This window comes from Campylobacter showae (assembly GCF_963515975.1).
Lineage (GTDB): Bacteria > Campylobacterota > Campylobacteria > Campylobacterales > Campylobacteraceae > Campylobacter_A > Campylobacter_A showae_F.
On record NZ_CAUPZM010000004.1, the window covers coordinates 49,788 to 62,298 of the forward strand.

Here is a 12,511-nt window from a genome sequence, read left to right on the forward strand (position 1 = left end):
AGGCACCCATATGGAGCCTTGAGGTAAAGAAGAATATTTAAAATTTATACATAATCTCGGCTGCAGCAGCAACGCCTTCTCTTTTACCAACCATGCCTTCAAATTTCAAATTTGTCTCAAATCCTTTTTGTGTTTTAAATTTTAATCCAAACTCTGCTATGCCGGTATTGCCCTTCATGGAAGGCGAAATAATATCCGTACTATACGTTAAATTGTATCCGTTTGATTTTCCTTTAAACTCTCTATCATATGCAAGACCAGCAAACCACAGAAGACCATCATTTATACCTTGAGAAAATTTAAAGCCTACTTTTGTTCTTAACGAGTCGCTTTTGCCTAGCAATATTCTTTCACTATTTAATTCGACTTGCTTTTTGCCGACTCTAGTAAAAAATACTTTAGAATATACGTCAATATTTGAAAAATCAGTTATTTCAAATACTTTACCTAGGCCAACATGTCCGCCATAGTAGCTCCTTGATGCGTCATAGCCGACCTTTACGCCGTTAGGCAATACCGTTTCGTAATCGGTTTTTATTTTGCCTATCTTTACGGTAGCTTCAGTATAGAAATTTACTGGCAAGCTTGCTTTACTAAGAAGTCCTATTCCGTAATAACGCATCTTGCCCTCTCCTTTAATATCGCCTACGCTTCTTCCGCCAAAAGTACCGCTATATTCATTAAAGGTATCATAATTGCCGCCTCCAAATTCTAAAAACGCGCCCGTAACGACATCCTTGAATTCTTTCGCAACCCCCACAGCAGATGATACTGATTTTACATCCACGTGCGAGCCTGAATTGTGTCTAGTATTAGATATGGCGGCGCCCGTTACCACGCCGCCATTTAATTCGCCACTGTCGGCTACGCCGCCAAGGTCTATATTTGAAACAACTTCAGAGCTTTGATTGATGATGGCTATAGCGCCAACGGTCGGCTCTAATGTGCTTTTTTGCACGGTATCTATAAGTTTTTGCTCGTTACTGCCGTTATGGGGACTTAGCGGACTAACTTTTTTAGCAACTACCGCATACAAATTATTTCCTTGAGCGGTCAAATCACTACCATCTTTTTGTAGATTAAACTCATATATGGTTGATATTCCGGCTATAGCTTGTAAATTTTCATTATGATTTTTTATTTTATCCGCAAGCTCTATTGGATACAAAATACCATGCGGGTTTGAGATTAAAGTTATCCTGTCGTTCACATTGAGATTATTATTTTCCGCCCCCATGGTTACAGCTAAAAGCGAACGCGTCAAGTCGGTATTTTTATTCTGATTGCCTGTTTTACCGCTTAAATTTAAAATAGTATCGCCGGCTCTCACGTCTGAAGGTAGGTAAAAATTAACATACTCAAAATTTACGATATTTCCAGCCTCTATATTTTTGCCGCGAATATTTAAAGTATTTCCTTTTGTGGTTTTAGTAAATTCGCTAGATATAGAGTCGCCGCCGTAAATAGTTTGTAAGCTCAACAAACTTGCATCTAAATTTACTATATTGTCTACATTGTCACTACTGCCTTTTCCACCGTAAATTTGCCCTTTTATCGTTCCGCCTTTTATGGTTACGATATTGCCGTTTGCTTTACCGCCGTTTACAGCATGGCCGCCCATAACGTCTTCGCCTACCATTCCGCCATCTATAGTTACAGAATTTAAACTAGCCACGCCCCCAATACTATGTCCGCCTACGACATCTTGACTTATCTTGCCATTGTTTACTGTTACAAAATTTGAAGCACTATCGTCCCCTGTTTCTGCAGAACCACCATAAACCGACTGTATCCTATCTCCGCCGTTGATATATACTTTATTATTAGAGGCATTTTTGTTTCTTGTCGATTGGTTTAATCCGCCGTATATCCGAACTCCGAATCTACTATTTTTAGCCATATTGGCAGGAGTAGCATTCCACGTAACGCTATTATCAGAATAGCTTCCACTTGTCTCGCCAGGGTTAAAACCATAGTAACCGCCAAACAAACTATTGTTCTCTAAGTATCTTGCATAGTACGATGCCTGAGTATCTGCATCAATAACAATATTTTCTGCTCCATATAAAGAGCACCCTAACACAAAACATAAAGCAATATTATTATGCTTCATTTTTTCTCCTTTATTGTATTTTATTAGATTTATTAGCTATGAAAAATATATCGCCATACTTGCAATTAAACTAAAATTATATATTGGAAATTCAAAAAAGCTAGATGAATATGGTCTATAGTATATTTTAGTTCTATTTTGCAAACTATCTCGTTATGGCTTGCAAAATTATGTACTTTCTTTTTTTATCAATTCACCAAACACGGTTTGTAAATTTTCCAAAGTTTTTTCATCTTTTGCCTCAAATCTCGTGACGATAACCGGCGTCGTATTTGAGGCTCGCACTAGCGCCCAGCTGCCATCGTCAAATCTCACTCTAACGCCGTCTATGTCGATGATTTCAGCTATCTTACCTAGACCTGCTAGCAAATTTTGCGCGTCGCCCTTCTCGTAAATTTCTACTAAGACCTCTTTTAGATTTGCAACCAGCTTAAATTTTTGCGCGTCGGTCGTTTTTATTTTTATCTCGTCGGTGCTAAAGACCTTGGGTAGTTTATCCAGCTCGCCATCTAGGCTAAAGCCTTTTGCCACAAGCTCTAGCGCGCGAAACATCGCATACGTCGCGTCGTCAAAGCCAAAATACCGCTCCTTGAAGAAAATATGCCCGCTCACCTCGGCCGCCATATCGATATTTAGCTCCTTCATCGCCTTTTTGATATTACTGTGGCCGGTTTTGCCCATGAAGCTTTTGCCGCCGTGCGCGTCGATCTCGTCGTACATATTTTGCGAGCATTTGACCTCGCCCAGCACCCTGGGATTTTTCATCGCAAGACTATATAGGTAGGCTAGTTCGTCGCCTTTTATGTTGCGTTTTTTGGTTAGAACCGCGATGCGGTCGCCGTCGCCGTCAAAACCAAACCCTATGTCAAATTTGCCCTTTAATGCGGTTTTTAGATCGCTTAAATTTTTCTCCTCGCTAGGATCTGGGTGATGATTTGGGAAGTTTCCGTCGGGCTCGGAGTATAAAATTTGAGCGTCTAAATTTAACGCCTCGCAAATTTCGGGCAAAACCGCTCCGACCGCACCGTTTGCGCAGTCGATAACGATTTTAAGCGATAAGGCTTTTAAATGCGCAAACTGCTCTATAAGAAAATTTTTATAAGGCGTCGCGATGTCGAATTTTTCAGCTCTTAGATCGTTTGGAATTTGCGTTTTTGCCGCGATGTCTGCTAACACGGCGACTTTTAGCTTCTGCAAATCCTCGCCGAAGTAACTATCCTTAAAAATCGTGATTTTAAAGCCGTTATACTCTTTTGGATTATGAGAGCCTGTTATCATTACGTTTGCGTCAAATTTGTCCGTAAACACGCTAAAATACCCGACCGGCGTCGGTAGCAAACCGATACCATAGACCTTGATTCCGGCTAAATTTAGCCCGCTAACTAGCCAACCGAATATCTCGCCCGCGCTTAGCCTAGCATCATACCCCACGCTAACTTTTTTTGCGCCCCTGCGTAGCATTTCGCGGCCTAAATTTAACCCGATCGCCTTGACGCTCGTTTCATTTAGATCTTGCCCGAAAATCCCGCGTATGTCGTATTCTCTAAAAATTTCTTCTATCAAAATTTTACCTTTTTAAATTTATTTTATTTTAAGACGGCGTATTTTAGCATTTTTGGGTTAAATTTTACTAAACGGCGACGTCGCCGAGCTTTGCGTTGATGGCTTCTATTAAGCTTTGGGACGCAATTTTTATCTGTTTTCCGCGCACGCCGGCGCTTACGTAGACGTAGTCTTGTTTTAAAATCCTCTCGTCAAAAAACGTTTCAAACGCCTTTTTCATCGCTATGGGCGAGCAGCCGCCACGGATATAGCCCGTCACTTTTTCAAGCTCTCTTAAGTTTAAAAGTTCGCATTTTTTATGCCCACTAAGTCTTGCTAGAGCCTTTAAATTTAAGCTCAAATCGCCCTGTATGCACGCTACGACGTAGCCTCTAGGCTCGCATTCGCAGACGATGGTTTTGTAGATTTTTTCTATTTGCTCGCCGCAAACGGTAGCCACGTGAACGGCGCTCAGATCGCTTTCGTCCACTTCGTATTCGACTAGCTCGTAGGGGATATGTTTGCCGTCTAGAAACCTTGCGGCGTTTGTTTTATGTACCATTGCCTTCTCATTTTTCAAAAATTTAAGATATAATTATAGCTAAAATTTTAAGGAGAATAGATGGCTGAAGAGACACAAGCTAAAAAAAGCAGTAGCTTAGTTTTAATCATAATCATCGTTATTTTGATACTACTTTTGGTGGTCGGAGGGTTGCTTGCGTTTTTATTAATGAGCGGTAACGACGACGCTACGCAGGGGCAAACGGCACAAGCGCAAACCGAGCAAGTCCAATCAGCGACACCAAAAAACACGGCAGGCAAGCGCTCAAACGACTACATAAATATGGGGCCCGTTTATCCGCTCGATCAGTTTATCGTAAATTTACTTAGTGAAAGCGGCTCAAGATACCTGAAAACAAAGGTCGATCTAGAACTAAGCGCCGAGACGCTAACGCCTGAAATAGACAAGAAAAAGCCGCTAATCAGAGACATCATCGTATCTACCCTCTCGTCTAAAACGTATGAAGAGGTAAGCACTCAAAAAGGCAAAAACCGCCTAAAAGACGAGATAGTCGACCGCCTAAACGAGGTTTTGGCCGACGGTCATATAAAAAATATCTACTTTACCGACTTTGTGGTGCAATGATCGGCATAGATATCGTAGCGATCTCGCGAATCTCAAGGCTTAAAGAGCGACGAGGCGAGGATTTTTTGAGATATTTTTTGAGCGACGACGAGATAAGTATCGCAAAAACGGACGCTACGATAGCGGGATTTTTCGCAGCTAAGGAAGCTATCAGCAAAGCTCTTGGTTGCGGAATCTCGACCGAGTTTTCATTCTTTGACGCTCAAATTTACAAAGACGACAAAAACGCTCCCAAAGTAAAACTCTCAGAAAAAATCATCAAAAATTTTAATCTAAAAGACGCACAAATCACCATTAGTCATGACGGCGGCTTTGCGATCGCCGCTGCGATACTGCAAAAAGCGGATTAAGCTTTCAAATTTAGCTCGGAAGTGAAGCAAAAATCATAATTTTGCCAAATTTGGCAACCGCCGCCGATCCCATTTACTCGACAAGCGCAAGTCAAATTTGATACTGTTTTTATCCGCGGCGATTTTTTCAAACTCCGAAACTTCGCTAAAATTTATCTGTGCTATAAAATGAAGCAGTTCGCCAGCTTGTTCGTTTGCGGGCCACGGCTCGCTTCGCGGCATATTGAGCAATCCGCCGAATTTTGACGCGCTTATCGGTATTTGTCGATCGGCGCTTTCTTTTGCCGAAATTTTTACCGCATTTTTAGTATAGTTTTTTATATCCTCAAATATACGTCCGAGACAGTACTTTTCGTATCTTGCACGTAAATTTTGCAAATTATCAAATTTAACGCATCTCGGTAAAAAGTTAGATAAATTTCACTTTTGCAAAGTCGGTAAATGCCAACCAAGATAATACGCCGCAAGCCTAAACACGACTCCAAACGCAAAAAGCCCCATCACCCAAAACACGCTCGTAAATCCCGCATAATCCATAGCAAAATAAATCAGTCCCACGACAATGCTAACCGTCGCGTAAAGCCCGGTTTTAAGACACCACGGCACTTCGTTAAAGAGCACGTCGCGTATCATACCTCCGCCCACGCCGTTGCAAAGCGCTAGCAGCACGACGCCAAATACGTTGTAGCCAAACTGCAGCGCCACGATCGCCCCGACGATAGAAAAGCTCACGAGATCCACGGCGTCGGTGGTGACGAAAAGGAATTTTTTCTCGATATCGCTTCGCTTATGCAGGCGTAAAAACGCCGAGAGAAAGAGCATCACCATCACGATAATGCACGGAGCATAGTGCGTGAACGAATACGGCGGGCGCGAGACGATAGCGTCGCGCATAAATCCGCCTCCAAGCGCAGTCAGAAGCGCGGCGATAAAGATACCCAGCCAGTCGCAGTCGCGCTTAACCGCGAAGATAAATCCGCTCGTGGCTGCCGAGGCGATGCCGATGTATTCGGCGACAAGGAGCGCAGTCATTTTCAGCCTTAAGTTTTTAAACGAGATTTTACATTTTTAAAATAAAAAAATGGATAAATTTAAACGAAATACCAAACAAAAGCGCCTATTTTGATTGTGTTTGCGATTTTACGGTTGTAAATTTAAAAACCACATCTGCACTCAAGTACAATATACAAAAAATAGAAAAAACAATATAATAGCGCAAATTTTAAAGTAAAGGATAGTCGTGCCGGCCGAAGCAAGTATCGTAAAAAGCATCGAAAAAGACGCCATCGTCATACCGCAAAATAGCGATAAAGACGTAGTCATAACAGACGAAGATACTTTTCTATCAGATCAAGGCGCAACAGTAAAAGAAAACATTGAAGACGCGACCGTAGCGGCCGACACCATTGCGTTACAGCAACCATCGCTGGACGAAACTCAAACTCAAGATACAAAGGAAAGCGCAACTGACGGTAGTGGCGGTTCGGCTAGCTTAGATGGCGTGAGCCTGAGCAAGGTTGCGTTTACAGAAGGCGGCCATATATCAAGCGTAATTGCAACTTATAGCAACCCGTATACGCAAAATCAACCTTCTATTGCAGTTGAACGAGCTATCGGTATTGCTACCAAGATAATTTCATCATCCCCTGCGCCAAAAGCACTACAAGTAAGATCTCTAAGCGATGTCATGGAGGGATCTGGTGATTATTTGACATTTGCTTTATCCGTAGGAAGCGCCCTAAAAGCTAGACCGACTACGCTAAATTTTAGCCTAAGCGGCGGAACGGCAGGCGTAGATTACGAGGCGGGTTCTATGCAGTATTCGACCGACGGCGGCTTAAGCTGGACTAGCGGCAGCCAAGCAACCATCGCCGACGCCAACGATATAAATAGCGTTCAAATAAGAGTAAAAATCATAGATAACGACGGGCATGGCGGCGTAAATTTATCGAGCACCCCTACGACGCAGAGCGACAACCAAAACCAAGGCGTAGAAGGCGAATCAAAAGTAGATGCAAACGGCGTTAAATACGAAGACTACGGCGTAACCTACAAGGACTACTCTAGAAATTTAACCCTAACCGTCACCACGGACAATACCGAGATAATAAACTCTAGCGCAACTGGCAAAATAATAGACCACGACGACTACCTAAACATACAAGGAAACGCGCAAACCGATGGCAAGCATATAAATACCGGTGCGGGCGACGATACGCTAAATCTTAGCGGTCACGTTAAAAATCATTTCGTCGCAAATACCGGCTCCGACAACGATATCGTAAACATAAAGGGCCAAGTTACAGATAGCTCTAGCATCAACACCGAGGAAGACAACGATATCGTAAACATAAAGGGCATCATAGAAAATTCCGAACTACATACCGGCACGGGCGATGATACGGTGACTATAAAAAACTCCGCCGTCAAAGGTCAAGGCGGTTCAAAAGCCGCGATAGATACCGATGAAGGCAACGATATCATAACGGTTGAAAATTCCGCATTAGAAAAAGTAGTTATCATCGCGGGCAACGGAGAAAATAAGGTGACATTGGGGCAAAATTCTACCTTTAAAGACGTTAGAGTAACGACGGGAAAAGACGTCGATACGATAAATATAGAATCCGACGTGACCGGCTCTACAAACAACAGAAACGACTCCATCATATCAACATACGCAGGCAACGATAGCATCAACATAAAATCCGGCGTAACGCTCACCAACGTCGCGGTAAACACAGGCGCGGGCGAGGAAAAGATCGAGCTAGACGGAGTTAAATTTATAAATTCCGAGCTATTTATGGAGGATGATAACGACGAAGTAACCATCTCTAATAGCGCCTTTGAAAACGCTACTATATCAGGAAACCCTGCCGGCATAGGCACGGGCAAAGGCGAAGACGTCGTAACGCTAAACAGCGGAGCCGAGTTTAAGCAAGGCACGTACGTACACACCAGTATGGGCAACGACACTATAAACGTAAACGACGGAGCGATCCTTGATAAAGCCCAGATAAACGCCGCCGAAGGAGACGACGAAATACATATCAACAGCGGCGCGCAGATCCAAAACGGCTCCCGCATAACCGGAGGCGAAGGTGACGACACCATAAACCTAAACGGCGGCGCAAACGTCTCGCACTCCGTGATATTTGGAGGTAGAGGCGACGATACCATAAACATGAAAGCCGGAGCAAATTTTGATAATTATTCCGAAATAAGAGGCGACGAGGGCAACGACAAAGTCGTGATAGAAAAAGGAGCAAACGTCTCAACCTCCGTCATAAAAGGTGGCGACGGCGAAGATACGCTAAATATCTCCGAAACCATAGACTTTAGCAAGGTCAAAGACTTTGAAAAACTTGAGCTAGGAGGCGCCGAAAACAACGTCGAAACCACGATAACCGCCAAGAACGTGCTTGATATGACGGATAGCGACAACAGGCTAAGGATAGACGGCGAGAGCGGAGATACGCTGCATCTTAAAAACTTTAACCAAGGAAACGTAGGCTCGGAGTACACCGAATATAACGGTACTACCCAAAGCGTAACCGTAGAGGTAAAAAACGAAATAAACGTCGATATTCTGCCTTGATATACCAAATTTGGCTTTCTCGGTTTTGCATACTTTCTAAATTTAGCCCGCTTGCGCATCAAATTTAAGTTTAGCGATTTGGGCCAAATTTGACGGTTTAAAATTTGACTCGAACTTGCCGCATAAACCAAAGCACCCTAAATTTACAACTCGGCTTTTTTAAATTTTAACCGCGCTACTACCAAGACCGACGCGAAACTCGGTTAGTCCGCCGCCGCTTTTGCACGAGATTTTAAACCCAAGCTCCTCGCAAAATGTTTTAACGATGTGAAGCCCGATACCAAAGCCGCCGTTTCGCTCGTCAAACCGCGTATAAAGATCAAAAATCCGCGGCAAATTTTCCTTCGCGATGCCCGCGCCGCTGTTTGATATCGCGAGCGCTGCGGGAGTTAAATTTACGCTTACCGAGCCGTTTTCGTCGCAATATTTTATGGCGTTGCTGAGCAGATTATCTATGATTTTTCTCGTTTTTTTATAGGACGAGCGTAGCTGCACTTCGGCGATTTGCGTGCTTAGATTTATATTTTTTTGCTCCAAATTTAGCCCAAAGTACCCGATCCGCTCGCGCACCAGCTCGCTAAGGCTAAAGCTCGTCGCCGCTACGTCATCTTTGCCGCTAAGCTTTACCAGCGTGAGATCCTCGTAAAGCGTCGAGATCGTTTTAGAGGCGGTTTTTATGTTATTTAGGTATTTTTTGGGATCGGTTTCAAACATCTCTATACTCATCAAAATGACGCTAAGAGGCGTGTTTATCTCGTGCGTCGTATCCCTGATAAAGCCGTTTAAAAAGTCGATACGACGGTAAAGCGGACGCAGCGAAAGTCGGATGATAAAATAAGCTATGACTAAAATAGCAAGCAGTATCATAAACGAGAAAAATATTATCTTGAGTTTTAGCGTCAAAATCGCAAACTCGGGATCCGCGACCTTGACCGCGACGTAGTACTCCTCCTCGCCGAGGCGATTTTTGAGATAAAACTGCACAACCGAGCTCGTTCCGTCCTTGTATCTGCTCGGCATGCCTTCGCGCGGCTCAAAGTCGTCCTCGATCTCCTCGCCCGTTTTTAAATTTACGGCAAAAGCCTCGACGTCGTCGAAATCATCGTCGTCTATCTCGCCGTTTTTTTGCAGTTTATTTTGCAGGTCATGCTGCAAATCTCGCACGATAAATACGTCGCGGTCTAGGATAAAATGCTTTTCACGCTCGTAAAACATCTGCGCGAAAAAGACCAAAAACGCGGCGCTCGTGATAAAATAAAGCAAAAAAATAGGTAAAATTTGACGGTCCGAGATCGCAACAAAGGCTTTTTTAACTGATTTTAGAAGTGACATTTGCCGCCTTTTGGGTTAAATTTGCGGCTATCTTGCGGACGTAAATTTTGGAGCCTAAAGCGGCAAGAATCTTGCGTAAATTTGGATGAAATTTCAAACCCGCGCCCTACTCTTTGTATCTCGGCCGCACTAAAAAGCTTAAACATATTTATAGCCTAGCTTTGATGCGCTAACGATACGCTCTTTGCCTAAAATTTTACGCAGCTCCGCGATATAAACGCGCAAACTAAGCTCGCTAGGACTCTCGTCGTAGTCCCAAATTTGAGAATAGATCTCCTCTCTACTCAAAAATTTATCCTGATTTTTAAGTAAGAGTGCTAGCAGCCTAGACTGCTTTTTAGGCATCGAGACAGCCCTGCCGTCACGAAACAGCAGACCCTGATTCATATCAAAGCCCAAATTTTCGCCCAGATTTACCAGCTCGTTTTTGTTATGTACGAAGGTGCGTTTTAGCAAATTTTGTACGCGCAGATGCAGCTCTTTTAGCTCAAACGGCTTTTTGATATAGTCGTCGCAGCCGCTAGTAAAGCCGGTTTGTACGTCATCAAGCGTATTTAGCGAGGTCGTAAATATACAAGGCGTGTTTTTGCCCGTGTTTCGCAGCTCCCGAAGTAGCGCAAAACCGCTGCCGCCGATGATCTTGACGTCAAATATCCAAAGATCAAAGTTGCTCTCGTAGGCTAAATTTAACGCATCGTCGTAGCTTTTTGTGCCCGCCGTCTCGTAGCCCTGAGCCTGCAAATACGCACACATCATCTCAAGCAGCATATTTTCGTCCTCGACGATCAAAATTTTACTCATTTTCGCTCCGTTTTATTTTTGTCGTTTTACGGCGTTTTATCCGCTTGATTTTCGGGTTTATTTATCCTGCTTGTAAGGCTCGTTTTCATCCGAGATTTTCAAAGAGCGCTCAAATTTCGCTACAAATAAATCCTGCGTAAATTTATCAAATTTCATCTAAATTCCAGGGCAAAATTTCATAAATTTACGCCCCCGTCAAAGTGCTTAAATTTGTAAAAACCGGAGCAAATTTTCGCGCAAATTTAAACGAAAATCCGCCCCACAAAGCCTAAAAAAGGCCGAATTTACTCTTTACCTTGCGGCATATGAGGGCCTTTGCCGTCTTTATCTTTTATAAATCCGCCCTTAAAATCGTGCTTAAATTTCTTGTGAAAATCATCGTCGTCATCGTCTTTCAGCTCGATATCAAGCTTTTTAGCCTCCGCCACGCTTAGCGCGCCAACTTGGGCGTTATAGCCGTTTCTAAACTCGCGCATAAACGCCTCTTTATCGGCGATACTCATCGCGTCAAGCTTCTTTCTGATTTCGGCCTTTAGCCCGCGCTTAGCCTCTTTGGCTTCAAATTTTAGCTTGCCCGCGCGCTTATCTATCTCAAACGCTACCTCGCTAAGCGTTTTAGCGTCGGCGTTTGCGACCATTTTATAAAGCTCGTCGTTCGTGCTATTTTCAAGCGAAGCGGCAAAAAGCCCGCCCGCAACCAACATACTGATCAAAACTACTTTTTTCATTTTCTCTCCTTCAAAAAGATGAGCGAAGTTTAAAGAAAAGTCGTGAAAAAAATGTTAATTTAAAATTTCGTTGATTTTTTTGACGAAATTTATCGGATTTACCTGCACGCCGCCAGCGATTACGCCAAAGTGCAGGTGCGGCCCGCTCACTCGTCCGCTAGCGCCGCTAAGCGCGATGATGTCGCCTTTTTTGACGCTTTGTCCGACTTTGACGTTTAGCGCGCTTAGATGATAGTACTGAGTGTAAATGCCCTCGCCGTGATCGATCACCACGGATCCGCCCGCATAGTAGCGGTCTTTTGCGATGACGACTACGCCGTCGTTTGCCGCGACTACGGACGTGCCGACCGCCGCTCTAAAGTCCGTGCCGCCGTGATAGCTCTTTAAAGTGCCGTTAAATACGCGCGCAGTACCGAACGGACTCGTGATAGCCGAGCTCATCGGCAGGATAAATTTGGAGTCAAATTTTAGCCCGGCATTAGCCGTCGCGTAGATTTTATTTGCCTCCTCGCGCTCCTCCTCGATACGCTTTAGCACATCTTTTGGCGGCGTTACTTTGCTGCCTTCGACGGTTATTTTTTCTTTTTTATATTGACCCTCTACGATCTTAAAAATTATCGTTTCATCGCCGCCTTTAAGGCCGTTTATTAGCTTTATTTCGCCCTTTTGACGGTAGCTAGCGGCGACGATGGCAAATTTTAAATTTTCATCCCCGGGCACGCTAAGCCAGCGCTTTTTCTTGCCGTCAATGCTTAAATTTCCGGCAAATTTAGCCTCCACCTGCACTATCTCGACGTCGCCGTTTACGATCGTCTGAGTTTGGCTCGGCGTGCCGCTCTGCGCTTTTGCGCTTAAATTTAGGCAGAGCAAAACCGCTAAAATAATCTTTTTCATTTACATCCT

Annotated in this window: 13 protein-coding genes; 3 read left to right on the forward strand and 10 right to left on the reverse strand. The window is 43.8% G+C overall.

Annotation, left to right across the window (positions count from 1 at the left end):
• Positions 1-37: 37 nt before the first annotated feature.
• The 3 genes from RWM02_RS02260 to ybaK all read right to left on the reverse strand — a co-directional run bounded on the left by RWM02_RS02260 (position 38) and on the right by ybaK (position 4,217).
• Positions 38-2,113 (reverse strand): autotransporter outer membrane beta-barrel domain-containing protein, encoded by a 2,076-nt coding sequence (locus RWM02_RS02260; RefSeq protein ID WP_314068816.1) that lies wholly within the window; start codon positions 2,111-2,113, stop codon positions 38-40.
• 168 nt (positions 2,114-2,281) lie between these two features.
• Entirely contained in the window at positions 2,282-3,676 is a 1,395-nt protein-coding gene (locus tag RWM02_RS02265; protein WP_314068817.1) for a phosphomannomutase/phosphoglucomutase, read from the reverse strand.
• Between the two features lie 67 nt (positions 3,677-3,743).
• Positions 3,744-4,217 (reverse strand): Cys-tRNA(Pro) deacylase, encoded by a 474-nt coding sequence (ybaK, locus tag RWM02_RS02270; RefSeq protein ID WP_314068818.1) that lies wholly within the window; start codon positions 4,215-4,217, stop codon positions 3,744-3,746.
• A 60-nt stretch (positions 4,218-4,277) separates the two neighbouring features.
• Between ybaK and fliL the strand changes: the two genes are divergently transcribed.
• Positions 4,278-4,802, forward strand: coding sequence for a flagellar basal body-associated protein FliL (fliL, locus tag RWM02_RS02275; protein WP_314068819.1), 525 nt, complete (start codon positions 4,278-4,280; stop codon positions 4,800-4,802).
• A complete protein-coding gene (gene acpS / locus RWM02_RS02280) occupies positions 4,799-5,152 on the forward strand; it encodes a holo-ACP synthase (protein WP_314068820.1) in 354 nt (117 codons plus the stop codon). The genes fliL and acpS overlap by 4 nt, the downstream gene beginning before the upstream one ends.
• A gap of 33 nt (positions 5,153-5,185) precedes the next feature.
• On the opposite strand, the gene RWM02_RS02285 is transcribed toward acpS, so the two are convergent.
• Entirely contained in the window at positions 5,186-5,530 is a 345-nt protein-coding gene (locus RWM02_RS02285; protein WP_314068821.1) for a DUF1963 domain-containing protein, read from the reverse strand.
• A 42-nt stretch (positions 5,531-5,572) separates the two neighbouring features.
• The gene (locus tag RWM02_RS02290; RefSeq protein WP_122863051.1) at positions 5,573-6,184 is read right to left on the reverse strand and encodes a trimeric intracellular cation channel family protein; all 612 of its coding nucleotides are present in this window, start codon (positions 6,182-6,184) and stop codon (positions 5,573-5,575) included.
• Positions 6,185-6,392: 208 nt separating this feature from the next.
• Here RWM02_RS02290 and RWM02_RS02295 point away from each other — a divergent pair, with 208 nt between their 5' ends.
• Positions 6,393-8,747, forward strand: a complete 2,355-nt coding sequence (locus tag RWM02_RS02295; RefSeq protein ID WP_314068822.1) for a hypothetical protein — start codon at positions 6,393-6,395, stop codon at positions 8,745-8,747.
• A gap of 159 nt (positions 8,748-8,906) precedes the next feature.
• Here the strand turns inward: RWM02_RS02295 and RWM02_RS02300 are convergent, their stop codons facing one another.
• From RWM02_RS02300 to pgp3, 5 genes are all read right to left on the reverse strand, one after another.
• Complete coding sequence (locus RWM02_RS02300) at positions 8,907-10,079, reverse strand: sensor histidine kinase (RefSeq protein WP_314068823.1); 1,173 nt, start codon at positions 10,077-10,079, stop codon at positions 8,907-8,909.
• On the reverse strand, positions 10,067-10,225 hold the full coding sequence (locus tag RWM02_RS02305; RefSeq protein ID WP_314068824.1) for a hypothetical protein: 159 nt from the start codon (positions 10,223-10,225) through the stop codon (positions 10,067-10,069). Before RWM02_RS02305 ends, RWM02_RS02300 begins: the two co-directional genes overlap by 13 nt.
• A complete protein-coding gene (locus RWM02_RS02310) occupies positions 10,218-10,880 on the reverse strand; it encodes a response regulator transcription factor (protein WP_314068825.1) in 663 nt (220 codons plus the stop codon). The genes RWM02_RS02305 and RWM02_RS02310 overlap by 8 nt, the downstream gene beginning before the upstream one ends.
• Before the next feature lie 284 nt (positions 10,881-11,164).
• Positions 11,165-11,608, reverse strand: coding sequence for a DUF1104 domain-containing protein (locus tag RWM02_RS02315; protein WP_314068826.1), 444 nt, complete (start codon positions 11,606-11,608; stop codon positions 11,165-11,167).
• Between the two features lie 54 nt (positions 11,609-11,662).
• Positions 11,663-12,502, reverse strand: a complete 840-nt coding sequence (pgp3, locus tag RWM02_RS02320) for a peptidoglycan metallopeptidase Pgp3 (RefSeq protein WP_314068827.1) — start codon at positions 12,500-12,502, stop codon at positions 11,663-11,665.
• Positions 12,503-12,511: the final 9 nt, after the last annotated feature.